The organism is Pseudomonas sp. S60 (genome assembly GCF_016647865.1).
Lineage (GTDB): Bacteria > Pseudomonadota > Gammaproteobacteria > Pseudomonadales > Pseudomonadaceae > Aquipseudomonas > Aquipseudomonas parafulva.
Genome location: NZ_JACVVH010000025.1, coordinates 63,976 through 88,769 on the forward strand (window position 1 = coordinate 63,976; position 24,794 = coordinate 88,769).

The window sequence follows — 24,794 nt, forward strand, 5'->3', positions numbered from 1 at the left end:
AATCTCCCTGCACCTGCACTGCATTCACAAGGAGTCACCATGCCCCTTACAGGCAAACTGCTGATCGGCCAGACCCCGGTAGCCGGCACACGCCAAGCCCTGCACGCCATCAACCCGACCAGCGGCCAGGCACTGGAGCCGGCGTACCACGGCGGCACGGGCGAACACGTGGCCCAGGCCTGCGCGCTGGCCTGGGCGGCGTTCGACGTCTATCGCGAAACCACACTGGAACAGCGTGCCGGCTTTCTGGAAGTAATCGCCGCACACATCGAAGCCCTCGGCGATGCACTGATCGAGCGCGCCGTCGCCGAAACGGGCCTGCCCACGGCGCGTATCCAGGGCGAACGCGGCCGCACCTGCACCCAGTTGCGCGCTTTCGCCCGCGTGGTGCGGGCCGGTGAGTGGTTGGACGTGAGGGTCGACCCGGCCCTGCCGGAGCGCCAACCCCTGCCCCGCCCTGACCTGCGCCAACGGCACATCGCCCTGGGGCCGGTCGCGGTATTCGGCGCCAGCAACTTCCCGCTGGCGTTCTCGGTAGCCGGTGGCGACACCACCTCGGCGCTGGCGGCCGGCTGCCCGGTAGTGGTCAAGGTACACGGCGCTCACCCCGGCACCAGCGAACTGGTAGGCCAGGCCGTGGCAAATGCCGTCCAGCAGTGCGGGCTACCTGAAGGAGTTTTCTCGCTGCTGTACGGTTCGGGCCGTGAAGTGGGCATTGCGCTGGTCAGCGACCCCCGCATCAAGGCCGTGGGCTTTACCGGTTCACGCAGCGGCGGCCTGGCCTTGTGCCAAGCCGCCCAGGCTCGGCCCGAACCTGTTCCGGTGTATGCGGAAATGAGCTCGATCAATCCGGTGTTCCTGTTCGATGCGGCCTTGCAGGCACGCGCTGAAGCCATGGCCCAGGGGTTCATTGGCTCACTCACTCAAGGTGCAGGGCAGTTCTGTACCAACCCAGGGTTGGTGATTGCCAAGCAGGGGCCTGATTTGCAACGCTTCATCCAGGCTGCCAGCCAGCATGTGAGCCAGGCCGCAGCGCAGACCATGCTCACCCCCGGGATTTTTGCCGCCTACCAGGCAGGCATCGGCGCCCTGGCTGAAAACGGAGGTGCCTCGCAGGTAGCCAGCGGCCTTGCGGCCGAGGGCGTCAATCAAGGCCAGGCGCACCTGTTCGTGGCCGAGGCCGAGGCGTTTCTCGCCGACCCGACACTGCAGGCCGAAGTATTTGGTGCCACATCGCTGGTGGTGGCCTGTGCCAGCGACCAGCAGATGCGTGAAGTGGCCGATCACCTCGAAGGCCAGCTGACTGCCACCTTGCAATTGGACGAAGCTGACATCGCCAGCGCCCGCGCCCTGCTGCCCACCCTGGAACGCAAGGCTGGGCGGATTCTGGTCAACGGCTGGCCGACCGGTGTAGAGGTGTGTGACGCCATGGTACATGGTGGGCCATTCCCGGCCACGTCCGATGCCCGCAGCACGTCGGTGGGCACCGCGGCCATCCAGCGTTTCCTGCGACCGGTGTGCTACCAGGACTTTCCTGACGCGCTGTTGCCTGAGGCGTTGCAGCACACCAACCCGTTGCAACTGCGGCGCCTGCTCGACGGCAAGCGGGAAGGCTGAGTATGGAGCACACCCCCGCAAACGATATCGTGGTAGTGGGTGCCGGCATCATCGGTGTGGCCTGCGCCCTGCAGCTGGCACGCCAAGGCCGGCAGGTACTGCTGGTCGACCGCCAGCTCCCCGGCCAGGGGGCATCCTGGGGCAATGCGGGGCACCTGGCTACCGAGCAGGTGTTCCCCATCGCCGACCTGTCGATTCTCAAGCGCCTGCCGCGCATGCTGCTGGACCCGATGGGGCCACTGCGCCTGGACTGGAAGTACCTGCCCAAGGCGATGCCCTGGTTCACCCGCCTGCTGCTCAACCTGCGCCCGGCACCGTTCCAGCGCAGCGTCGCGGGTATTCGCGCGCTCAACGAAGCCAGCCTGGCGGCCTGGCAGCAGTTGCTGGGGTCGATCGGGCGCAGCGACCTGTTCCATCAGGATGGCTCGCTGCTGGTGTTCGAGCGGCCAGAATCCAGTGAGGCGCTGGCGGCGTTGCGCAACCGCATGCAGCAACAGGCCGTCCCGGTGGAGCTGTGGTCTGCGCGGCAGGTACAGGCCGCTGCGCCCCAGCTGAACCCAAGCCTGCTGGGCGGTTTGTTCTTCCCGTCCACTGGCCACTTCATCGACCCCTATCGGGTGCTGTGCGAGCTGTTCGAGGCGGCCCAGGCCGAGGGCGTACGCTTCATGCAGGCTCAGGTCGACGGTGGGCGGCTGCACAGCGCCGGGGTAACCCTTGCCAGCAACTGCGGTGCGCTGCATGCCCGCCAGGTGTTGCTGAGTTGTGGCGCGCATTCGGCGCACCTCACTGCTGCGCTCACGGGCAAGCAGGTGCCACTGGACACCGAACGGGGGTACCACCTGATGCTGCCGGCCGAACACCAACGCCTGCCGTTCGCCGTCACATCCCTTGAGCGCAAGTTCATCATGACGCCCATGACCGGGGGGTTACGCCTGGCCGGCACGGTCGAGTTCGCCGGCCTGCAAGCCCCCCCGAACATGCAGCGGGCGTGGCAACTGCACCGGTTGAGCAAGGGGTTGTTCAGGGAAGACTTGAGCACCGAGGGTGCGAGCACCTGGATGGGGATGCGCCCGTCGTTGCCAGACTCGTTGCCGGTGATCGACCGGGTGTGTGAAGGCCGGGTGCTGCTGGCTTTCGGGCATCAGCACCTGGGCTTGACCCAGGCGGCGGTCACAGCGCAATGGGTGGGTCGGCTGGCCGAGGCGCTTGGCGGCCCTGAAACCCGGGCATACCGCCTGGACCGCTTCTGATCACCCGATACCACTGCTGCTAAGGCGCTTCCGGGTAGCTGTACTCAAACACCCGCACCACTTCGGAAGCATGCCAGGACGCTGCTTCCATGCCATCGACCGGGCCCGAAAAGCGACCCAGTTTTTCGACGCACTCGAAAAACCCGGTACGGGGCAGCCGGCTGGCACCCTGGCTGATCACCAGCGAACTTCGCAGTGGCTGCTCGGCCCGGGCATCCAGCACGGCCAGGTACTCCAGCGCTGCGGTCAGTGTCTGCATGGCCGGGCTGGGCAATTGCAAGCGCTCGATAAGCGCACGGTAGGTCAGCAGGTGGCGTTGACGCCTGGCCAGATCTAGCTCGCCCAGCAGGTTATCCCAATGCTGGCGGCTGATCCTGACGTGGCTCATGACACCTCGCTCCAGCCAGCCACGCCCAGGTGCCACGCCAATGCGCGGCGGATGGCAGCATCAGGCTGGCGCTCGCCGGCTTCAATCATGGCCAGGTAAGCGGGGCTTACCCCTACGTTTCGGGCCAACTGTTCGGCAGCAATCCCTTTGGCTCTGCGGATATCCCCCACCTCACTGAAGGCGGGCGCGGGTGCAGGTGGCTGCTGCTCGCCGCTTTCGCCGCCTGTGACGGGGGGCGTTGCCGGGGCCTGCCCTGCAGCCTTCAGCAACGCCTGATAGTGCTCCCACGGAACGACGGCGTACTCTGGCTGACCGTCCCGGCTGATGACCTGAATACCCATTACGAACCCCTCAAGAGGATTACCGCATGTAATCCGTTGGCATAACCCTTATGCCAATTATATGACCAAGTCCGCGATCTGTGCAGCCAGGCACCTTAGCGGCCAGGCTGAGGGGCTGATATCAGGACGCAGGACGCTCCAGGCGCAGGGCTTCGGGGGTAGCTGGCAACCGCTCCACCACGCGCAAACGCTCGGGGGCCTGGCTGTCACGCCACGCCTTGAACCGCGCCAGTTCATCGGCCACGGTCTTCATTACCCAGCCCAGCACCGCAATGTCATCCAGGAAGCCCACACCCAACAACCAATCGGGGATGGCGTCGATGGGGCTTACAAAATACAGCAGACCTGCCACGATCGTGACCAGCGCTTTGGGGCTTATGGCACGGTACTCGCCGCGCCACCATGCCAGGCACAGTGACTGCATCAGCTTCACGTCTTCACGCAACTTGCCCAGCCGCGGGCCTTTGCGAGCCACAGCAAACAGCAGTGCAGGCAACCGACCGCGGCTGAGCAGGCGCTCGGCCAGCGGCAGAAAGCGAGCGAAATTCCAGGGTGCATTCATGGAGCCTCCAGGACGGAAAAGGTTATCCACATTTATTGTGGATAACCTTGTGAACAGGGCGGTGTTTCTGACGTCAGGTGCCTATCAGGCAAGGGCCAAGGTCAGATCGGGCGTTTTTTACACAGCCGTTACAGTCTCGCACACGCGTACGGGCCAAACGGCTCAGGTTAGACGCTTCCTGCTTCTACACGCTGCATGTCCTCGGACACTATCAGCACTTGCCGGTTCGACCAAGCACTCTGCACAAACACGAACGCCCCGTCGGGACGGGGCGTTCAGGGTTGCAGCAACCGGCTTTTACTTGGCAGGTGCTTCAGCCGGGGCTTCGGCTGGGGCGTCTGCTTCAGGTTCGGCGCCTTGCAGCTGAGCCGGGTCCTTGATGGCGATCAGCTCAAGGTCGAACACCAATACCGAGTTTGCCGGGATCAGCGGGCTTGGGCTCTGTGCGCCGTAGGCCAGCTCAGCCGGGATGAACAGCTTGTACTTCTCGCCCACGTGCATCAGTTGCAGGCCTTCGACCCAACCTGGGATCACGCCGCTCACCGGCAGATCGATCGGGCTGCCGCGCTCGACCGAGCTGTCGAACACCTTGCCATCGATCAGCTTGCCTTCGTAGTGAACGGTCACCACATCGGTAGGCTTGGGCTGCGGGCCGTCGGCCTTCTTCACCACTTCATACTGCAGGCCCGACGCCGTGGTAACCACACCCGGCTTCTTGGCGTTTTCTTCCAGGAACTTCTTGCCGGCAGAGGCCGCTTCTTCGCTGGCCTTGGCCAGGCGTTCTTCGGCGCGTTTCTGCAGCGCGGTGAAAGCCTCTACCAGCTCTTCGTCCTTCAGGCGCTGCTCTTTCTTGCCAACGGCGTCTTCGATACCCAGCGCGACTGCTTTCGAATCAAGGTCATCCATGCCTTCCTGAGCCAGGCTCTTGCCCATGTTCAGGCCGATACCGTAGGAGGCTTTCTGCGCGGGGGTCTTCAGTTCGGGGCTGCTGGCCTGCTGGTCGCAACCAGCCAGTACCAGGCCTACCAGGGCAACCGCAGCCGCCAAACGATGCTGTTTCATGCTATTTCCTTGTTCATGCGCCATAAGGGCAATCAGGGTGTAGGCCGCGAGCTTAGCAGGCGGTCGTCACCAATGGCTACCGGCATAGGAGCGGGTTTCACGCAATAAGTTCAGCAGCCACCCTACCGCGTCGCACGTCATCAATTCGCTCGCCAATATTGACCATCAACCGGAAAGATGCGCCTACAGGCAGGGCTTGCGGCTACAGACACTCAATGCTGGATCAGGTACAGCTTCATGGATAGGCGCGCTCCCGATACTGCGCGGCCACCTCACGCAACACGTCGCACACCCACTGCCCCGGCAGGCTCTGTGCCAGTGCAGCATTGCGGCAGATGCCCACCGAACCGCCAGGCTCGCGCACGCCCAGGTCGAGTTCGACCAGGTCGCCACGGCGCAGGTCCAGCAGCACAGCGTCGCGCGGGGCTACCCAAACCGCGTCGCTGCCCTGCACGTAACGCCGGCTCAGCACCAGCGACAAGGTTTCCAGGCGCTGTGCGGGCATCTGGATGCCGCCTTGCACGAACAGGCTGTCGGCATGCTGACGGATCGTTGTACCGGCCGGCGGCACTACCAGTGGGTACTGCCCTACACGCGCCCGTTCGAGCGGTGTAGCAGCCAGCAGCGGGTGACCGGCGCGCACCACCAGGGTCATGGACTCGCTGTACAGGTGCTCGAACGAAAGGCCCTGTATCTGCGGGCTGTCGGTCATCCGCCCCACCACCAGCTCCAGTTCACCCACGCGCAACTGGCCTAGCAATTGGGCACTCACGCCGGTCACCACGCTGATGACCAAGGCCTGGTGGCGCTGATGCAGGCGGCACAGCACCTCGGGCATCAACAGGCTTTCGACCGTGGACAACACACCGATGCGCACCTGGGACGGCACCTGCGCCTCGCCGCGCAGGCAGCTGACGCCATCGCGCAGGGCCTGCACACTGGGCCCTGCATAACGCATGAAGCGTGTACCAGCGGGGGTCAGCTCAACGCCCTGGCGGCCACGCACGAACAGCCTGGCCTGCAGTAGGTCTTCGAGTTCCCTGAGGGTCTTGGAGATCGCCGGCTGGCTGATGGCGAGCACGTCTGCCGCCCTGGCCAGGCTGCCCTGCCGGGCAATCTCCAGAAAGCACAGTAGGTGGCGGTACTTGATACGGGTGTCGAGGTTCATGGCGCCAGCTTACCGCATTGTCGGCAAGGCCGTGCCCACTGCGGCCCCGCCGCATTGGCAACCCGGGTACGGCAAGCGCTATGCTTGAGCAAATTTCCGCATGAGCAACTGCCCTTCCCCATGTCCAAGGTCATCATCAAGACCCCCGCCCAACTCGACCTGATGCGCCGCGCCGGCCAGCTTCTGGCGCAAGTGTTCGCCGATCTCGACAGCTTTATCCGCCCGGGTGTCACCACCCTGCAGATCAACGACCGGGCCGAGGCGTTCATCCTCGACACACTCAGGGCACGCCCCGCCAGCAAGGGCCAGTATGGCTTCCCCTATGCGCTCAACACCTCGGTGGATCACGTGGTGTGCCACGGTATGCCCAAGGCGGATGAGGTGCTTCAGGCGGGGTCCATCATCAATGTCGATATCACCCTGGAACAGGGTGGGTACATTGCGGACTCCTCGAAGATGTACAGCCTGGGGCCGGTAAGCGACGAGGCCCGCCATCTGGTAGCGACCACCTACGATGCGCTGTGGAAAGGCATCGCACAGGTCCGCCCGGGGGCCACGCTGGGTGATATCGGTCACGCTATCCAGGCTCACGCCGAGGGCGCAGGCTACAGTGTGGTTCGGGAGTACTGCGGCCATGGCATCGGCCAGCAGATGCACGAGGCGCCCGAAGTGCTGCACGTGGGCCAACGCGGCATGGGCATGAAGCTGAAACCTGGCATGGTGTTCACCATCGAACCGATGATCAACCAGGGTGGGCGCGGTACCCGTACGTTGAAAGATGGCTGGACGGTGATCACCCGTGACCACAGCCTCTCGGCCCAGTGGGAGCATACCGTGGCGGTAACAGAAGAGGGCTATGAAGTGCTGACCTTGCGCGATGAAGAGCGTGGCCGCCACTGAACGTGCGGCGAAAACGCCAAAACGAAAAAAGCGACCCTAAGGTCGCTTTTTTGATGCTTCAGGGTGTTCAGTGGGCCCTTGAAGCGGAATATGGCGCAGCGGACGGGACTCGAACCCGCGACCCCCGGCGTGACAGGCCGGTATTCTAACCGACTGAACTACCGCTGCGCTATACATCGAGTGGTGGGTGATGACGGGATCGAACCGCCGACCCTCTGCTTGTAAGGCAGATGCTCTCCCGGCTGAGCTAATCACCCATGTCTCTCGGTGTGGCGCGCATTCTACGGGCGAATTTCAACCCTGGCAAGTACTTATCGCATTTTTTTGCTGATTGATTGAATACCAAAAAGCGCCCACAAAAAAAGCGACCCTAAGGTCGCTTTCTCTGTTGCTTCAGGGTGTTCAGTAGGCCCTTGAAGCGGAATATGGCGCAGCGGACGGGACTCGAACCCGCGACCCCCGGCGTGACAGGCCGGTATTCTAACCGACTGAACTACCGCTGCGCTATACATCGAGTGGTGGGTGATGACGGGATCGAACCGCCGACCCTCTGCTTGTAAGGCAGATGCTCTCCCGGCTGAGCTAATCACCCTTCGTCTCGGTGTGGCGCGCATTCTACGGAGAGCATTCCACCCTGGCAAGCTCTTTTTGAAAAATATTTGAAAAAAAACGCAGGCCTTTCAATAACCTAGCGTAACCGCCGGTTTAATTGCCCCTGGAGTGACTACTGGCCCTCTGACAGGGTTGGCCTCGGGGGGCCGCTCGGAGAATAATGCCCGCCTTATGCATTAAGGAGAGATCCCCCCTCATGTGGTTCAAGAACCTGCTCACCTATCGCCTGACCCAGGATGTGCCTTTCGAGGCTGAAGCGCTGGAAGCCGCATTGGCCAGCAAGCCGGCCCGCCCCTGTGCCAGCCAGGAGCTGACCACCTATGGCTTCGTCGCCCCGTTCGGTAAAGGCGAAGACGCTCCCCTGGTGCATGTAAGCGGCGAATACCTGCTGATTGCCGCCCGCAAGGAAGAACGCATTCTGCCCAGCAGCGTGGTCAATGACGCTGTAAAGGAGAAGGTCGAAGAGATCGAAACCGAGCAGATGCGCAAGGTTTACAAAAAGGAACGCGACCAGATCAAGGACGAAATCATCCAGGCGTTCCTGCCGCGTGCGTTCATCCGCCGCTCGATGATCTTCGCCGCCATTGCCCCACGCCTGGGCATGGTGCTGGTCAACTCGGCCAGTGCCAAGCGCGCCGAAGACCTGTTGTCCACCCTGCGCGAAGTGATGGGCTCGCTGCCTGTGCGCCCGGCTACCGTCAAGATCGCCCCGGTCGCCACCATGACCGACTGGGTCAAGTCGCAGCAGGCTGCCGAAGGCTTCTATGTACTGGATGAGTGCGAGCTGCGCGACACCGCCGAAGACGGTGGCATCGTGCGCTGCAAGCGCCAGGACCTGACCGGCGAGGAGATCCAGCTGCACCTGAGCACCGGCAAGGTGGTGACCCAGCTGGCCATGGCCTGGCAAGACAAACTGTCGTTCGTACTGGACGACAAGATGGTGATCAAACGCCTGAAGTTCGAAGAGCTGCTGCAAGAGCAGGCCGAGCAGGACGGCGGTGACGAGGCCGCCCAGCAGTTCGATGCCAGCTTCCAGCTGATGATGATGACCTTCGCTGAGTTCCTGCCCACACTGTTCGAAGCCCTGGGCGGGGAAGAAATCCCCCAAGGCGTCTGACAGCGCCTGCGCAGCCTGGGCCGCAAGCTACAACAACAAGCACAACCGAGTGGCGCTGATCAAAGCGCCACTTCTTTATTACTTGCAGCTGAACCGGAGAATTCCCTGCCATGCGTGCGCTCGCCGCTCTCAGCCGTTTCGTCGGCAACACCTTTGCCCTGTGGGTGCTGGTATTTGCCGTACTGGCCTTCCTGCAACCCCAGTGGTTCATTGCCCTGAAAGTGGCCATCGTACCGCTGCTGGGGCTGGTGATGTTCGGCATGGGCCTCACCCTCAAGCTGGACGACTTTGCCGCCCTCGCCCGCCAACCCTGGCGCGTGATGCTGGGGGTGGTGGCCCATTTCGTGATCATGCCTGGCATGGCATGGCTGCTGTGCCAGGTGTTTCACCTGCCGCCTGAAATCGCCGTGGGTGTGATTCTGGTGGGCTGCTGCCCCAGTGGCACCGCGTCCAACGTCATGGTCTGGCTGTCCCGTGGCGACCTGGCGTTAGCGGTAGCCATTGCCGCAGTGACCACCTTGCTGGCGCCATTGCTGACCCCCGCGTTGATCTGGTTCCTGGCCTCGGCCTGGTTGCCGGTGTCCTTCATGGACATGTTCTGGTCGATCTTGCAGTTGGTCATGCTGCCTATCGTGCTAGGGGTGTTGGCGCAACGCTTGCTGGGCGCACGGGTACAGGCTGCGGTACAGGTGTTGCCACTGGTGTCGGTGGTGAGCATCGTCATGATCGTGTGCGCGGTGGTGGCGGCCAGCCAGGCCAAGATTGCCGAATCCGGTTTGCTGATCATGGCGGTGGTAATACTGCACAACAGCTTCGGCTACCTGCTGGGTTACCTCACTGGCAAGCTGTGCAAACTGCCGCTGGCCCAGCGCAAGTCGCTGGCCCTGGAGGTCGGCATGCAGAACTCCGGGCTGGGGGCAGCGCTGGCGGCGGCGCATTTTTCGCCACTGGCAGCGGTGCCCAGCGCGCTGTTCAGCGTTTGGCACAATATTTCCGGTGCGTTGTTGTCCACCTGGTTCCGGCGCATGGACGACGCAGGCACCGCGCCTCGGGAACCTACCGCTGGCCGCTGAGCGGCACTACGTGCCCCTGCCCTCTTGATCCGAAGCGGGCAGATCGGCACCATGCAAGCACTGTGAGGACGACCTCACGACGCCGAGCGTGATCATTCCGGGGACGGCCCCATCATCCCACCTGATGGAGACGCACCATGTCCTGGATCATCCTGTTCTTTGCCGGCCTGTTCGAAGTAGGCTGGGCCGTTGGCCTGAAATACACCGATGGTTTCAGCAAGCCCCTGCCTACTGCCCTCACCATCGCGGCCATGGCGGTCAGCCTGGGCCTGCTGGGCCTGGCCATGAAAGAGCTGCCGCTGGGCACCGCCTACGCCATCTGGACAGGCGTAGGTGCAGTGGGCACGGTAATCGCCGGCATCATCCTGTTTGGTGAGTCCATGGCCCTGGTGCGGCTGGTCAGCGTGGCACTGATCATCTGTGGCCTGGTGGGCCTCAAAGTCAGCGCCAGCTAACAGCCTGTCAGCGCATGGCGCCGCGCAAGCGGCTTACCTGCTCCCGCAACACCTCTGGCTGCGCCGCCTCCGCTGGGATGGCGGCGCCTGCCACGATGGTCACCCGCGACCACAGCCGCTTGAAAAACCCTTTGGCAGGGTCACGGCTGAAAAAGCTGCCCCACAACCCCTGCAGCGCCAACGGAATGACCGGCACCGGCGTTTGTTCCAGAATGTGACTGACGCCGCCCTTGAACACATCGATCTCCCCATCGGCCGACAGCTTGCCTTCCGGGAAGATACACACCAGCTCGCCTTCGGCCAGGTACTGGGCAATACGTGCGAACGCGCGTTCGTAAGTCGCCAGGTCTTCGCTGCGCCCGGCAATCGGGATGGCACCTGCGGTGCGGAAAATGAAGTTCAACACCGGCAGGTTGTAGATTTTGTAATACATGACAAAACGAATCGGCCGGCGGATGGCCCCGCCCAGCAGCAGCGCGTCAACGAACGACACATGGTTGCACACCAGCAATGCCGGCCCTTCGTCCGGTATACGCTCCAGGCCTTGGTGCTTTACCCGGTACATCGAGTGGCTGAGCAACCAGATGAGAAAGCGCATGGTGAATTCAGGCACGATGCTGAAGATGTAGGCGTTGACCGCAATGTTCAGCAACGACACCACCAGGAACAACTGCGGGATGGTGAACCCGGCCAGGCCTAGCAGGGCAATGGTCAGCAGCGCTGAAACCACCATGAACAACGCATTGAGAATGTTGTTGGCGGCAATCACGCGGGCGCGCTGGTCTTCGGCGGTACGGGCCTGGATCAGCGCATACAGCGGCACGATGTAGAAACCGCCGAACACGCCCAGGCCAACGATGGACAGCAGCACCCACCAGGCCTGGCTCATGCCCAGCAGTGCCAGCCAGTCGTGGGGCGCAGCGGCCGCCGGTACGTCGCCGGAGTGCCACCACCACAGCAGGCCGAACACGGTCAGCCCGAACGAGCCGAACGGCACCAGCCCGATCTCGACCTTGCGCCCGCTCAGGCGCTCGCACAGCAGCGAGCCCAGGGCGATGCCTACCGAAAACAGCGTCAGCACCAGCGTAACGACCGTGCCGTCACCGTGCAGCCAGTCCTTGGCGTAGGCCGGGATCTGGGTGAGGTAGATGGCGCCGACGAACCAGAACCAGGAGTTGCCCACGATCGACCGAGACACTGCCGGCGGCTGCCCTAGCCCCATGCGCAGAATCACCCAGGACTGCTTGAAGATGTTCCAGTCCAGCACCGCATGCGGCGACGCCGCCGCCGCGCGCGGGATCCAGCGGCTGGCCAGGTAGCCCAGTACAGCGGTGCCGACCACACCGCCGGCCACCACCCAGGCGTAGTCGTCGGAGGACATCATCACCCCGGCGCCGATGGTGCCGGCCAGGATGGCCAGGAAGGTGCCGGTTTCCACCAGCCCATTGCCACCTACCAGTTCCTGTTCGCGCAGGGCCTGGGGCAGGATGGAATACTTGACCGGCCCGAACAGCGCCGAATGGGTCCCCATCCCGAACAGGGCCACCAGCATCAGGGCCAGGTGGTTGGTGACGAAGCCCAGCGCGCCTATCGACATGATGCCGATTTCGGCAAGCTTGATCGCGCGGATAAGCGCGTCCTTGGCAAACTTCTCGCCAAACTGCCCGCCCAGCGCCGAGAACAGGAAAAACGGCAGGATGAACAGCAGGGCACACAGGTTGACCCAGATGGAGCGATCGCCATCACCCAGGCTCAACTTGAACAGAATCGCCAGGATCAGCGACTGTTTGAACAGGTTGTCGTTGAACGCACCCAGCGACTGGGTGATGAAAAATGGCAGGAAGCGCCGCTTGCCGAGCAAGGTGAATTGCGAGGAGTGACTCATCGTCCTTGGTCCTGGGTTCAGCCATGGGTGGCAGTTATCTGATTGGGATGCACGCGGCCTCTATGAAGCCACAATTGCCACCACCACGGACAGGCCTGTTTCCAGCGAGTTGCACGCCACACCCTTGGTGTCAGTCGAACCCGAACAACCGTTGCGCCGTATCGACCAACAGGGCCTGGCGCAGTGGCGCCGCGCAACCCAGTGCGTCGAACTGCCCGACCACACTGGCGAAACTCACCCCTGCCTCATGCTGGGTATGCGGCCAATCGCTGCCCCACATCAGCCGCTCGGCCCCAAAATGCGCCTCCAACGCCCCCAACGCCTGGCGGGCGAAGGCCAGGTTTTGCTGTGGGCTGCCTTCCAGACGGTAGATACCGGACACCTTCACCCAGACGTTGCCAAGCCCGCCCAGGGTCAATAGCTCGGCAAAACCGGGCTGCCCGAGACCTTGGCGCGCGTCGGGGCGGCCAAAGTGGTCAATGACCAGGTCCAGCCCATAGGGCTGCAATGCCCGAACCAGCGCGGGGATGTCTGCCACCTGTCGATGCAGTTCGAGGTGCCAGCCCTGCTCGCCAATCCGCTGGAAAAGCTGCCGCCATGCACCGGTCGAGAAGTCCGGCAACGCCTGCCCCATCAAATTGAGGCGCACCCCCCGTACGCCCAGCCGGGCCATTGCATCGAGGGTTTCGCGCTGCACGTTCGGCTCCACCATCACCACTCCGCGCAGTTGGCCAGGCGCAGCTTGCAGGGCAGCCAGCAGGTAGCTGTTGTCGGTGCCCAGAAAGCTGGGCTGCACCAGCACCCCGTGGCTGAAGCCATGGGCAAGCAACTGGCCCAGGTACTCGGCCAGTGGCGCATCGTAGTCAGGCGCGTAACGCCGTTCTTGCGCCATCGCCAGCCCACGGCTGAACACGTGGGCATGGCTGTCGATGGCAGTGATGTGTAAATCGGGTTCGTGGGGCATGGCACTCATAATAAGGTTAGGTTACTTGGCAACCGCACCGGCAGCGTCCGGCGTGATGGCGGCGTGCAGGTTGCGGCCGCGGGTTTCCGGCAGGCAAAGCGCAGCGATAACGGCCACGCCATAGGCAATGCCGGCGTCGATGCCGATGGCGGCGCCCAGCGACATGGATTCGCTCATGTGCCCGACAAGGAACGGGAACACCGCCGACAGCACGCGGCCGAAGTTGTAGCAGAAGCCTACCCCCGCACCGCGTACATCGGCCGGGTACAGCTCGTTGAAGAACGCGCCCAGGCTGGCCGGAATGCCCGCGGCGAAGAAGCCCAGCGGGAAGCCCAGGAAGAGCATCTGCGTGTTGCTCAGCGGGAAAAACACATAAGCCTGCACAGTGAGCACGCAGCACACGGCGAACAGCAGGATGTTCTTGCGCCGGCCAATGCGGTCGATCAACAGGCCACTGACCACGCACCCGCACCAGAAGGCCAGGATGATGACGGCCAGGTAGCCCCCGGAGTTGAGCACCGACAGGTTGCGCTCGGTTTTGAGGAAGGTCGGCAGCCAGGTCATCACCGCGTGGTAACCCCCATGCGCCCCCAGGCCCAGCAGCCCGCCCAACAAGGTTACCCGCAGCAGCTCAGGGCGGAAGATACCGGCCATGGACTTGAAGAAACTGCCAGGGATGACCTGTTCTTTCTGCAGCCGCTGGAAGCTGTCCGGCTCAGGCACGTTGCGGCGCACCCAGATGATCAGCAACGACGGCAACAGGCCGACGAAGAACATCACCCGCCAGGCAAATTCCTGCGGCACCAGCGAGTAGATCAGCGTGAACAGTGCCACGGCCAGGCCCCAGCCCACTGCCCAGGCGCTCTGCACGGTGCCCATGACCTTACCCCGGTACTTGGGGTTGATGGTTTCAGCCATCAGCACCGCGCCGGCAGCCCACTCGCCACCAATACCAAAGCCCTGCATGGCCTTGACGAACAGCAACGGGTAGAAGCCTGTGACGAAGGCCGAGAGGAAGGTGAAGAACGAGAACCAGAGGATCATCCACTGCAGGACGCGCACGCGCCCGTAGCGGTCGGACAACGTGCCACCCAGCCAGTCACCGATGGCCGAGGTTACCAGGGTCAGGCCGCTGATCAGGCCGGCATCACCCTTTGACAGCGAAAAGGCAGCAATAAGCGCGGGGATGGCCAGGCCGAACATCTGCACTTCCAGTGCATCCAGCGACCAGCCGCCGAAGCAGGCCCAGAACGTCTTGCGTTCCCGTGAGGTGATCTGGCGGTACCAGCTGAACATGATTGTTATCCTTCTAGTTGTGTGTGTTTCAACCGGTCACCCTTGCTGCTGCATGGGCCAACGGGCAGGCGAAACCACTGCGCCCCGGCGTGAGGGCGCAGGCAGGTAAAAGCAGGAACGACCGGCTTAACGAATGTCGATGCGGTAGCGGAAGTGCTGCGCATGGCCGCGCGAGCGGCGCCATTCAAGCGGTTTGCCGGCGTAGTCGCGGGCCAGGCGTTCGATCACCACCACCGGGCTGTCGGCCGGCAGGTGCAACAGGCGGCCATGCACCGCGTCCACCGCTTCGGCCGTCAGGGTCTCTTCGGCCGAGGCCACCACTTGGCCACACAGGTGCTCGTAGATCGGGTAAAGCAACGGCCCCTTGCTGTCCAGGTCGACCTCCAGCAGGGCCTGGAAGGGCTGGCGTGGCAGCCAGATTTCCTCGGCCAGTACCGGTTGGGCCCCCAACAGGCGAATACGCTGCATGCGGATGACTTCTGCCTGCGCGCCCAAACCCAGCGCTTGGGCCACGGCAGAAGGTGCGGGTACAGCCGTAATTGCCAGGATGCGGCTCTCGGGGACCACGCGCTCGCCATTGGCCGTTTCGAACCGGAAGAAGCGAAACAACGAAGACTGGAACTGTGGCCGCCGGATGAAGGTACCCCGGCCCTGCTGACGCTCCAGCACGCCTTCGGCAACCAGCACGTCCACGGCCTTGCGCACGGTGCCTACCGACATGTCAAATTCGGCAGCCAGCGCCGCCTCGGTGGGTATTGCCTCACCCGGGCGCCAACGGTTGTTGGCGATCTGCATGACCATGTGGTCGCGCAGTTGCTGGTAGCGAGGCAGTCGAGCATCACCGGTCAGGGGGTGCATGGGTTCGCTCTCATCTTGTTATATAGACATATATATGAATTTGGGACGAGTATTCGCTTTCGCCCGAAGGCTGTCAATCCTCCACCCGTCGGCGCCATCGGGGCCCCTGCGGCCGTGGGCTGCGACGACCTGCCACTGCGACCAATGTCGGCGCTGACGACAAGGCGCTGCCCGTGCCAGACTGACCCATCGGGCCACGTTATTTTTTTTGCTTCGGAGTCTTCATGTCGTTGTCCAGCGGGTTGATCGCCGTGGTCGCCCTCGCCTATATGGCCATCATGTTCGCCATCGCGTTCTACGGCGACCGCCGCAGCACGCCGCTGCCGCCGAAGTTGCGCGCCTGGGTGTACAGCCTGTCGCTGGCGGTGTATTGCACCAGCTGGACATTCTTCGGCGCCGTCGGCCAGGCCGCCGAGCAGTTGTGGGCGTTTTTACCCATTTACCTGGGGCCGGTGCTGCTGCTCATCTTTGCACCCTGGGTGGTGCAGAAGATGGTGCTGATCAGCAAGCAGCAGAACATCACATCGATCGCCGACTTCATCGCCGCACGTTACGGCAAGTCGCAAACCCTGGCGGTGGTGGTGGCGCTGATCTGCCTGGTGGGCGTACTGCCCTATATCGCCCTGCAATTAAAGGGCATCGTGCTGGGCGTGAACCTGCTGATCGGCGCCAATGCCGACGCCACCGGTACCCGGGTGCAGGACACCGCACTGGTAGTTTCGCTGGTGCTTGCCGTGTTCGCCATCGTGTTCGGCACCCGCAGCCTGGATGTCACCGAACACCACCGTGGCATGGTGCTGGCCATCGCCTTCGAGTCGCTGATCAAGCTGCTGGCGTTTCTGGCGGTGGGTATCTTCGTAGTCTTCAACCTTTACGACGGCTTCGATGACCTGTTCACTCAGGCGCGGCAATCCATCCACCTGCAGGACTACTGGCAAGAAACAATCAACTGGCCGTCGATGGTGGTGCAGACCGCCGTGGCGATGATGGCCATCATCTGCCTGCCGCGGCAGTTTCACGTCACCGTGGTTGAAAACATCGAACCCCAGGACATGCGCCTGGCGCGCTGGGTATTTCCGATGTACCTGGCGCTGGCCGCGCTGTTTGTGGTGCCCATCGCCCTCGCCGGGCAGATGCTGTTGCCGGGGACGGTGATGTCCGACTCGTTCGTCATCAGCCTGCCACTGGCCGAAGCCCACCCCAGCCTGGCCCTGCTAGCGTTCATCGGCGGCGCCTCTGCGGCCACCGGCATGGTGATTGTCGAGGCGGTAGCGCTGTCGACCATGGTGTCCAACGACATGCTGCTGCCGTGGCTGCTGCGGCGCAACAACGCCGAACGGCCATTCGAGGTGTTCCGCCACTGGATGCTTTCGGTACGCCGGGTGACCATCGTGGTGATCCTGCTGCTCGCTTACGTCAGCTACCGCCTGCTGGGCTCTACCGCCAGCCTGGCTACCATCGGCCAAATTGCGTTCGCCGCCGTCACCCAGCTGACGCCGGCCATGCTCGGGGCACTCTACTGGAAGCAGGCCAACCGCCGTGGCGTGTTTGCCGGGCTGGCAGCCGGCATCTTCCTGTGGTTCTACACGCTGGTACTGCCCATTGCCGCCCACAGCGTTGGCTGGTCGTTGCAACTGTTCCCGGGGCTGGCGTGGCTGCACGGCAACCCGCTGAACCTGCCGATCAGCCCGCTCACCCAGGGGGTGGTGTTGTCACTGGCCGGCAACTTCACACTGTTCGCCTGGGTGTCGGTGCTGTCGCGCACACGGGTGTCGGAACATTGGCAGGCGGGCCGTTTCATCGGCCAGCAAACCAGCGCCCGCCCCAGCAGCAAGCCCTTGCTGGCGGTGCAGATCGACGACTTGCTGACCCTGGCCTCGCGTTTTGTCGGCGAAGAGCGCGCCCGGCAGAGCTTCATCCGTTTCGCCTACCGCCAGGGCAAGGGCTTCAACCCCAACCAGAACGCCGACGGCGACTGGATCGAGCATACCGAACGCCTGCTGGCCGGGGTACTGGGCACGTCCTCCACGCGGGCGGTGGTCAAGGCCGCCATCGAAGGCCGCGACATGCAGCTGGAGGACGTGGTGCGCATTGCCGACGAGGCCAGTGAGGTGCTGCAGTTCAACCGCGCACTGTTGCAGGGCGCCATCGAGAACATCAACCAGGGCATCAGCGTTGTCGACCAGAACCTGCACCTGGTGGCCTGGAACCGCCGGTACCTGGAGCTGTTCAACTACCCAGAAGGGCTGATCAGCGTGGGCCGGCCCATCGCCGACATCATCCGCTACAACGCCGAGCGCGGCCTGTGCGGGCCCGGCGAGGCCCAGGTGCACGTGGCGCGGCGCCTGCACTGGATGCGCCAGGGCCGGGCGCACTCTTCCGAGCGGTTGTTCCCCAACGGCCGCGTGATCGAGCTGATCGGCAACCCCATGCCGGGAGGCGGGTTCGTGATGAGCTTCACCGACATCACACCGTTCCGCGAAGCCGAGCAGGCGCTGCGGGACGCCAATGAGGGCCTGGAACAGCGCGTAGCTGAGCGCACCCATGAGCTGTCGCAACTGAACCAGGCCCTGACCGAAGCCAAGAGCCATGCCGAGGCGGTCAGCCAGTCCAAGACGCGCTTCCTGGCTGCGGTCAGCCACGACCTGATGCAGCCGTTGAACGCGGCAAGGCTGTTCTCTGCAGCCCTTTCCCAGCAGGCCGAGGGCATGACTACGGAAGCCCGGCAACTGGTCCAGCACATGGACAGCTCGCTGCGCTCTGCCGAGGAACTGATCAGCGACCTGCTGGATATCTCACGGCTGGAAAACGGCAAGATCACCCCGGACGCCAAGCCATTCGCCCTTAACGAACTGTTCGACACACTGGGTGCCGAGTTCAAGGTGCTGGCTGCCGAAAAAGGCCTGGAGTTCCGTCTGCGCAGCAGCCGCCTGCGGGTGGACAGCGATATGAAACTGCTGCGCCGGGTACTGCAGAACTTCCTCACCAATGCCCTTCGCTACGGCAAAAGCCCGATCTTGCTGGGCGCCCGTCGCCAGGGCGAGCGGCTGTGGCTGGAGGTGTGGGACCGTGGCCCAGGTATCGCCGATGACAAGCTGCAGGTGATCTTCCAGGAGTTCAAGCGCCTGGACAGCCACCAGACCCGCGCCGAAAAAGGCCTGGGCCTGGGCCTGGCGATCGCCGACGGCCTGTGCCGGGTACTGGGGCACTCCCTGGAGGTGCGCTCGTGGCCTGGTAAAGGCACAGTGTTCCGAGTCAGCGTCCCCATCGCCCGCCAGGCCGCAGCGGCCACCACCGCGCCGCTGGAACAACGCAGCGAGCCGCTGGCTGGCCTGCAGGTACTGTGCGTGGACAATGAAGACAGCATTCTGATTGGCATGAACAGCCTGCTCAGCCGCTGGGGCTGCCAGGTGTGGACGGCCCGCAGCCGCGCCGAATGCGAAGCGCTGCTGGCAGACGGCATGCGGCCGCACCTGGCCTTGGTGGACTACCACCTGGATGACGGCGACACCGGCACCGGCCTAATGGGCTGGTTACGGGCGCGGCTGGGCGAACCGGTACCGGGGGTGGTGATCAGTGCCGATGGCAGCAAGGAAACCCTCGGGCTGGTGCATGCTGCGGGCCTGGACTTCCTGGCCAAGCCGGTCAAGCCAGCGGCGCTGCGGGCACTGCTCAACCGTCATCTGAGCCTGGTTCAGTAAGCGCTTCCCCTGGCACCGCCTCATCGCTCAGGGCCCGCTCCAGCAAGCTGGGTGGCAGGCTTTTGCTGGCCCTGGCGCCCAGCAACTTGAGCTGCTCGCTGCGGCTGACCAGGTTGCCGCGCCCCTCGCACAGCTTGTTGCGCGCGGCGGCGTAGGCCTTGTCCACCTGTTGCAGGCGGCTGCCCAGCTCGTCCAGGTCCTGGATGAACAGCACGAACTTGTCGTACAGCCACCCGGCGCGCTCGGCGATTTCGCGAGCGTTCTGGCCCTGACGCTCCTGCTTCCACAGGCTGTCGATGACGCGGAGGGTGGCCAGCAGGGTGGTTGGGCTGACAATCACGATCTGCCGGTCGAAGGCTTCCTGGAACAGGTTCGGCTCTGCCTGCAGGGCGGCAGAGAACGCTGCCTCGATAGGCACGAACAACAGCACGAAATCGAGGCTGTGTAAGCCTTCGAGCCGGCTGTAGTCCTTGCTGGACAACCCTTTGACGTGGCTGCGCAGAGATTGCACATGTTGCTTGAGCGCCGCTTCGTCGTTGCCAGCCACGTACTGCTGGTAGGCGGTGAGGCTGACCTTGGCATCCACCACCACCTGCTTGTCGCCGGGCAGCATGATCAGCACGTCCGGCTGAAAGCGCTCGCCATCGGCGCTCTTGAGGCTCACCTGGGTCTGGTACTCGCGGCCCTTCTCAAGGCCGGCGTGCTCCAGCACCCGCTCCAGAATCAGCTCACCCCAGTTGCCCTGGGTTTTCTGCCCTTTCAACGCCTGGGTCAGGTTGGTGGCTTCGTCTGACAGGCGCAGGTTGAGCTGTTGCAGGCGCTCCAGTTCCTTGCCAAGCGAGAAACGCTCGCGAGCTTCCTGCTGGTAGCTTTCCTCCACGCGCTTTTCGAACGACTGGATACGTTCCTTAAGCGGGTCGAGCAATTGCCCCAGGTGCTGTTGGCTGGTTTGGGCAAAACGCTGCTCGCGCTCGTCGAAAATTTTTGTGGCCATGTCGGCGAACTGGGCACGCAACGTTTCACGGGCCTCCTGCAGGTCCTCCAGGCGCTGCTGATGGCTTTCCTGCTGCTCACGCAGCTCCGCTTCCAGGCGCGCTGCCTGCGCCTCCAGGCGACGCAGCTCGGCCTCGCGGTTGGCGCGTTCCAGGTTCCAGGCATGGGAGGCATCGCGAGCGTTGTCGCGCTCGACTTGCAGCAATTCCAGCTCACGGCCCTGGGCGGCGAGCTGGGCCTGCTTGGCGGTGTTGGCTTCGCTGAGGTCGCTGACCTCGTCACGGCTGGCGTCCAGTTGCGCCTGCAGACCGGCCTGGGCCAGCTGGGCTGCGTTGAGGCGCTCTTCCAGCAGTGCCTGCGCTGCGTGCCGCGCCCCATGCCCACGCTGTAGCTGCATGGCCCACACCAGGCCAGGCACCACCCCCGCCACCAAACCCAGCAGGACACTGGCCAGATCAACTGTCATGCTTACCCCGATTACTGTTCTGGCAAAGGGGGGCAGCTTATCAGCCCGGCAGGAGGGTTGCCCGCGCTACGCGCGACCAGGCTCGCTTCAGGCGCCGAACCACTGGTGCAGCAGTGTGCGAGCCTCATGCGACCCCTGGCCTGCGGCCAGCTCCAGCCAGAACCGAGCCTGGTCCGGGGCACTGTGCTGGCAAACACGTGCGTATTCCAGCTGAGCCCGGCGATCACCGCCCCGTGCGGCCTGACGCAGCAGGTCATGACCAATGCGGCGGTCGCGTGCGTTGCCACAGTCGCGGCACAACATCTGCCCCAACCGGCTCTGCGCAACCACCACGCCTTGGCGAGCTGGCCGTTTGAGCAAGCGGCCAGCCAGGTGCTTGACCTTGGGCTTTTCATTCAGCCGTGGGTTATCCAGCAACCACAGGGCAACCTTGAGCGAGAACCTGCGGTCGGAGGGCGCAGCAGCTGTGGCGGTGTTGACGGAGGTTTTACCGAGAGACTTCATGGCAACAGGGGCAGGCAAATCGAAAAGCGCGCCACTCTACTCCTTTTCCCGACATCGGCCCAACGAGACGGCTAATTTTAAAAAAAATTTCATGTGATCGTTTCTTGACGTAGTCAGGGTAATGAGTGGAGGCCTGGGCTTACCCACCTAAACGAGTTGGAAGGCATTCTGGCCGCGCCATGCCCGGGCTAGAGCAAGCGCTTGGGACAATCCACAGTTCCTGTGGATAACTCGGTGGACAACCCCTTCCTACCCCCCTCAAAGCCGCATGGTATATGGCCTCCTGACAAACTGACGATTTTTTCACCAGTTAAAAATAGTGTTTTTTTTCATTGACTTAACTGGCCAGTCAAGTCATTGGCGAAGGCTTCGCTGCGTGTTGCGGGGGTGTTACAGCGGCCACACCGAATGTGCACAAGCCGTGCGAAAACATCCGTTCGGGTATCCGCTGTCTCGATACTGCCCCTAAAAGCAGCATGGCCGCCCCTTCACAGCCTGAGAAAATTCGAACATACTGCTCGGCTTGCTTCGCAGAAAATAATGCTTGCCAAGCTTATGACGCTCCGGTAAGGTGCCCCTCGTTAGTACCAAGCTGAAAGTCAATTCTGGCCAACAGTGTCCTTGCAGATTCGCTTCCCCAACAGCGTACTGCTGAAACCAGGACCGGCCCCTTAGATGATTCGCCCGGCAGCCAATAGGCTGTACGCCAATGAATCACATGACAGATTGATCAGGATCCCACCCGATGGCCCAGAACCCTGGCCCCGGCGTGCTGCCTGCCCTCTGAAGTACCTACCAGTCAGCCCAAGCGCCCACTACTTGATTGCGCTCCCTCTGGCTGCATTGTTCCAGTCGGGTTCTCTCGTCCCTTAATAAAGGCGTCACTGGAACGTTTCTATCATGCACGGATCCTAACCCCCGTGTTCAACGCAGGAAACTTCCAACAATATGCAAACTCATCACCAAATTCAGGCTGCCATTGGCACCCTTTCCCAAGCCTTCTCCCCACTGAAGTGCCTGATCGTGGCCCCACGCAAGGGCAGTTTCAGCTTCACTCTGGTGGACGAACATGGCATCGCCTGCCACACCGAACGCTTGTACCCTGAGCAGTACAGCCGCAGCGAGCCGCTGCAGGCAATCATTGCCCGGACCCGCCAGTCGCTCACCGCGTGAGCGGAGAATGCTCGGCCATTCAAGCGCTGAATACCCCCATCGCAAGCCTGCCTGAGCAGACATAGCGTAATTGCCTTAGGGCATATGGCTGGTCGACTCTGGCAGCAATCGATTTAAAAACAGCCCTTTACACCATGATTATCACACTACACTTCAACTCGAGCGGCGCTTGCTGCTTCCGGCGGGCCTGAACATTCACCAGCTGCCAAGCTCCAGCGCCCGTCGGTCCCTTACTGCTCGAGGGCATCATGGGTATTGCGGCGAAGGAACTCTGTCAGCATGTCATTCGGCCCACTCTGGCCTACCTGAACCGTCACTGCGCCAGCGCTGAAGCGTTGTTGCTCGGCATTGCCGCAAGCCAGTCGGCGCTCGGGTCTGCACTGCACGATCGACGTGGCCACGGGCTTTACCGTATCGGCGAGCACCGCCACCGAGCCGTGTGGGACGAATACCTGGCCCTGGACCCTGAACTCGCCAGCCTGGTACGCGGCCTGGCCAGCCAACACGCCTTTCTCGGCAGCCCGCACCTTGAACTGACCGTCAACCTGCGCTACTCCACCGCCATCGCGTGGATGCTGGTCGAGGCCCAGGCACCCCTGCTTCCTCCCGCAGACGACCTTCAAGCACTGGCGCGCATATGGCGACAGGTGTTCAGCCCTCAGGGGCGGCTGCGCGATTTTACGGAAGCGTGGGAAACCTGCATTAATCAGAAACTACCTCAGCTGTCTTGAGAAGGGTCTTACAACTTAACCAGAAAAAAAGGAATTTTGGTCGGATTGTCCTACAAAACCGCTCTATCTTCGGTGTTTGCGGCTATAGCGCGCCGCGCAATTTGTTGGTAGCTTTTCGCCTCGGAGATCCCAAGGAGTTTCTAATAATGAAAAAAGTCATGCTCAAAACCTCCCTCAGCCTCGCCGTCACGCTCGCGTCCGGCCAACTGTTCGCCAGCGGCTTCGCCTTGAACGAACAGAGCGTTAGCGGCATGGGGACAGGTTTCGCGGGACGTTCCTCATCTGCCGAAGATGCCAGCACTGTGTATGGCAACCCGGCCGGCATGTCCCGCATCAAGCGCCAGCAGGTTACCGTGGGCGGCGCGGCGGTCATCGCCAAGTCGGATATCTCAGGCCCAGGTAGCAATCTTGGGGGGGAAACCGACGGTGACATGGTACCGGTCGTCGGGGTACCCATGGGTTACTACGTCAAACCTATCGATGACCACTGGAGCGTTGGCTTCGGGGTCTACGTGCCGTTTGGCCTGGTCACCGATTACGGCAGCGACGACGCTGCACGTTACTGGGGCAAGAAGAGCCACGTGGAGGTCGTCACCTTCCAGCCAACCGTCAGCTATGCCTTCAACGACAAGGTATCGATCGGTTTCGGCCCTACCATCAACCGTATCAAGGGTGAACTGGGCTCGAACCTGATCAACCCGCGCACCCCGGGGCGCAATGATGGTGAAGTGAAGATCAAGGGCGACGATACCGCAGTCGGCTACAACATCGGCCTGCTGGTGCAGGCCACCGACCGCACGCGTATCGGCCTGACCTACCACTCGATGGTGGACTACAAGCTCGAAGGCAAGACCAAGGTCACTACCCCGCTGATCGGGCCTTACAGCGGCAGCAAGTTCGATGCAAGCCTGAAAATCAAGACACCTGAGTCGGTGGACCTGTCGGTCACCCACGAGCTGGATGACCAGTGGACCTTGTACGCGGGCAGCACCTGGACGCGCTGGAGCCGCCTGAAAGACATCACGGTGCAGAACGATGTACCCCGCCCGCTGGTGGGTTCAGCGTTCCAGACGATTTCGGAAGAGCAGAACTGGCATGACACCTGGGCGCACGCCGTGGGTGCGTCGTACAAGGTCAACAAGGAGTGGGTGCTGCGCACCGGCTTCACGGTTGACCAGTCGCCGACCAACAACCAGGACCGTTCGCCACGCATCCCTACCGGCGATCGCAAGATCTTCAGCCTGGGGGCTGGGTGGAGCCCGAGCGACGACATGACCATCGATGTGGCTTACTCCTATCTGTGGGAAGAAGACACGAAGGTTAATCAGGTGAGTGCGACGAAGGGTAGCTACCGGGCCAAGTACGAGAACAGTGCTCATGGCGTGGGGGCTTCGCTGACGTATCGGTTCTGATCGGTACGTTATGTGTGAAAAACCGCCCTTGTGGCGGTTTTTTTGTTTGGTGTGTGGGTGGGTGTGCTGAGTTAGCTTTTTTGAATGGGCTATAGAGTCTGCAGGCGTCCACTCGATGCAATTAAAGTGCTAACTGCTAACATTTTTAATGTGGGCGCGTGTTACGAGCAAACATTCTTTAGCGCAAGTGGCGCTTAGTCACCTTTCCGCCCTTCCGGCGGGTTACTTTGGTCTTGGCCAAAGTAACCAAAGCCGCCCGCTCCCGT

General features: G+C 62.7%; 21 protein-coding genes and 4 tRNA genes. 10 read left to right on the forward strand and 15 right to left on the reverse strand.

Going from position 1 to position 24,794, the window contains the following annotated elements; translation table 11 throughout:
* Window positions 1–39: 39 nt before the first annotated feature.
* Both IAE33_RS14460 and IAE33_RS14465 read left to right on the forward strand, forming a co-directional pair.
* Window positions 40–1,617 (forward strand): aldehyde dehydrogenase (NADP(+)), encoded by a 1,578-nt coding sequence (locus IAE33_RS14460; protein WP_201164003.1) that lies wholly within the window; start codon window positions 40–42, stop codon window positions 1,615–1,617.
* A 2-nt stretch (window positions 1,618–1,619) separates the two neighbouring features.
* On the forward strand, window positions 1,620–2,867 hold the full coding sequence (locus tag IAE33_RS14465; protein ID WP_201164004.1) for an NAD(P)/FAD-dependent oxidoreductase: 1,248 nt from the start codon (window positions 1,620–1,622) through the stop codon (window positions 2,865–2,867).
* A gap of 19 nt (window positions 2,868–2,886) precedes the next feature.
* On the opposite strand, the gene IAE33_RS14470 is transcribed toward IAE33_RS14465, so the two are convergent.
* The 5 genes from IAE33_RS14470 to pcaQ all read right to left on the reverse strand — a co-directional run bounded on the left by IAE33_RS14470 (window position 2,887) and on the right by pcaQ (window position 6,388).
* Window positions 2,887–3,255: a hypothetical protein gene (locus IAE33_RS14470; protein WP_028635395.1), complete on the reverse strand. Its 369-nt coding sequence runs from the start codon at window positions 3,253–3,255 to the stop codon at window positions 2,887–2,889.
* Complete coding sequence (locus IAE33_RS14475; RefSeq protein WP_201164005.1) at window positions 3,252–3,596, reverse strand: helix-turn-helix domain-containing protein; 345 nt, start codon at window positions 3,594–3,596, stop codon at window positions 3,252–3,254. The genes IAE33_RS14470 and IAE33_RS14475 overlap by 4 nt, the downstream gene beginning before the upstream one ends.
* Before the next feature lie 121 nt (window positions 3,597–3,717).
* The gene (locus IAE33_RS14480) at window positions 3,718–4,158 is read right to left on the reverse strand and encodes a YkvA family protein (protein ID WP_201164006.1); all 441 of its coding nucleotides are present in this window, start codon (window positions 4,156–4,158) and stop codon (window positions 3,718–3,720) included.
* Between the two features lie 297 nt (window positions 4,159–4,455).
* Window positions 4,456–5,220, reverse strand: coding sequence for an FKBP-type peptidyl-prolyl cis-trans isomerase (locus IAE33_RS14485; protein ID WP_028635392.1), 765 nt, complete (start codon window positions 5,218–5,220; stop codon window positions 4,456–4,458).
* A 235-nt stretch (window positions 5,221–5,455) separates the two neighbouring features.
* Window positions 5,456–6,388 carry a pca operon transcription factor PcaQ gene (pcaQ, locus tag IAE33_RS14490; protein ID WP_201164007.1) on the reverse strand — a complete coding sequence of 311 codons (933 nt, stop codon included), beginning with the start codon at window positions 6,386–6,388 and terminating at the stop codon, window positions 5,456–5,458.
* A 120-nt stretch (window positions 6,389–6,508) separates the two neighbouring features.
* Between pcaQ and map the strand changes: the two genes are divergently transcribed.
* Window positions 6,509–7,288 carry a type I methionyl aminopeptidase gene (map, locus tag IAE33_RS14495; protein ID WP_201164015.1) on the forward strand — a complete coding sequence of 260 codons (780 nt, stop codon included), beginning with the start codon at window positions 6,509–6,511 and terminating at the stop codon, window positions 7,286–7,288.
* A gap of 91 nt (window positions 7,289–7,379) precedes the next feature.
* On the opposite strand, the gene IAE33_RS14500 is transcribed toward map, so the two are convergent.
* From IAE33_RS14500 to IAE33_RS14515, 4 genes are all read right to left on the reverse strand, one after another.
* A tRNA-Asp gene (locus IAE33_RS14500) sits at window positions 7,380–7,456 on the reverse strand.
* 13 nt (window positions 7,457–7,469) lie between these two features.
* Window positions 7,470–7,545: transfer RNA gene (locus tag IAE33_RS14505), tRNA-Val, on the reverse strand.
* A gap of 169 nt (window positions 7,546–7,714) precedes the next feature.
* Window positions 7,715–7,791 (reverse strand) — tRNA-Asp (locus tag IAE33_RS14510).
* Window positions 7,792–7,804: 13 nt separating this feature from the next.
* Window positions 7,805–7,880: transfer RNA gene (locus IAE33_RS14515), tRNA-Val, on the reverse strand.
* Between the two features lie 216 nt (window positions 7,881–8,096).
* On the opposite strand from IAE33_RS14515, the gene rdgC reads away from it, so the two are divergent.
* The 3 genes from rdgC (at window position 8,097) to sugE (ending at window position 10,545) form a co-directional block, all read left to right on the forward strand.
* Complete coding sequence (gene rdgC, locus IAE33_RS14520) at window positions 8,097–9,017, forward strand: recombination-associated protein RdgC (RefSeq protein WP_028633683.1); 921 nt, start codon at window positions 8,097–8,099, stop codon at window positions 9,015–9,017.
* A 110-nt stretch (window positions 9,018–9,127) separates the two neighbouring features.
* Complete coding sequence (locus tag IAE33_RS14525) at window positions 9,128–10,090, forward strand: bile acid:sodium symporter family protein (RefSeq protein WP_201164008.1); 963 nt, start codon at window positions 9,128–9,130, stop codon at window positions 10,088–10,090.
* 137 nt (window positions 10,091–10,227) lie between these two features.
* Complete coding sequence (sugE, locus tag IAE33_RS14530) at window positions 10,228–10,545, forward strand: quaternary ammonium compound efflux SMR transporter SugE (RefSeq protein WP_028633685.1); 318 nt, start codon at window positions 10,228–10,230, stop codon at window positions 10,543–10,545.
* 7 nt (window positions 10,546–10,552) lie between these two features.
* On the opposite strand, the gene IAE33_RS14535 is transcribed toward sugE, so the two are convergent.
* From IAE33_RS14535 to IAE33_RS14550, 4 genes are all read right to left on the reverse strand, one after another.
* Window positions 10,553–12,430, reverse strand: a complete 1,878-nt coding sequence (locus IAE33_RS14535) for a 1-acyl-sn-glycerol-3-phosphate acyltransferase (protein ID WP_201164009.1) — start codon at window positions 12,428–12,430, stop codon at window positions 10,553–10,555.
* 130 nt (window positions 12,431–12,560) lie between these two features.
* A complete protein-coding gene (locus IAE33_RS14540) occupies window positions 12,561–13,394 on the reverse strand; it encodes an amidohydrolase family protein (protein ID WP_201164010.1) in 834 nt (277 codons plus the stop codon).
* 21 nt (window positions 13,395–13,415) lie between these two features.
* Window positions 13,416–14,690, reverse strand: coding sequence for an MFS transporter (locus IAE33_RS14545; RefSeq protein WP_201164011.1), 1,275 nt, complete (start codon window positions 14,688–14,690; stop codon window positions 13,416–13,418).
* A gap of 126 nt (window positions 14,691–14,816) precedes the next feature.
* On the reverse strand, window positions 14,817–15,548 hold the full coding sequence (locus tag IAE33_RS14550) for a GntR family transcriptional regulator (protein WP_028633689.1): 732 nt from the start codon (window positions 15,546–15,548) through the stop codon (window positions 14,817–14,819).
* A gap of 224 nt (window positions 15,549–15,772) precedes the next feature.
* Between IAE33_RS14550 and IAE33_RS14555 the strand changes: the two genes are divergently transcribed.
* Window positions 15,773–19,249 carry a hybrid sensor histidine kinase/response regulator gene (locus IAE33_RS14555; protein ID WP_201164012.1) on the forward strand — a complete coding sequence of 1,159 codons (3,477 nt, stop codon included), beginning with the start codon at window positions 15,773–15,775 and terminating at the stop codon, window positions 19,247–19,249.
* Here the strand turns inward: IAE33_RS14555 and rmuC are convergent.
* Window positions 19,221–20,594: a DNA recombination protein RmuC gene (rmuC, locus tag IAE33_RS14560; protein ID WP_161629588.1), complete on the reverse strand. Its 1,374-nt coding sequence runs from the start codon at window positions 20,592–20,594 to the stop codon at window positions 19,221–19,223. The two genes, IAE33_RS14555 and rmuC, sit on opposite strands and share 29 nt — an antisense overlap.
* Before the next feature lie 201 nt (window positions 20,595–20,795).
* A complete protein-coding gene (locus tag IAE33_RS14565; RefSeq protein WP_201164013.1) occupies window positions 20,796–21,212 on the reverse strand; it encodes a sel1 repeat family protein in 417 nt (138 codons plus the stop codon).
* A gap of 948 nt (window positions 21,213–22,160) precedes the next feature.
* Here IAE33_RS14565 and IAE33_RS14570 point away from each other — a divergent pair.
* The 3 genes from IAE33_RS14570 to IAE33_RS14580 all read left to right on the forward strand — a co-directional run bounded on the left by IAE33_RS14570 (window position 22,161) and on the right by IAE33_RS14580 (window position 24,528).
* Window positions 22,161–22,385 carry a hypothetical protein gene (locus IAE33_RS14570; RefSeq protein ID WP_028633693.1) on the forward strand — a complete coding sequence of 75 codons (225 nt, stop codon included), beginning with the start codon at window positions 22,161–22,163 and terminating at the stop codon, window positions 22,383–22,385.
* 248 nt (window positions 22,386–22,633) lie between these two features.
* On the forward strand, window positions 22,634–23,116 hold the full coding sequence (locus IAE33_RS14575) for a hypothetical protein (protein ID WP_028633694.1): 483 nt from the start codon (window positions 22,634–22,636) through the stop codon (window positions 23,114–23,116).
* Between the two features lie 146 nt (window positions 23,117–23,262).
* Window positions 23,263–24,528, forward strand: a complete 1,266-nt coding sequence (locus IAE33_RS14580; RefSeq protein ID WP_201164014.1) for an OmpP1/FadL family transporter — start codon at window positions 23,263–23,265, stop codon at window positions 24,526–24,528.
* Window positions 24,529–24,794: the final 266 nt, after the last annotated feature.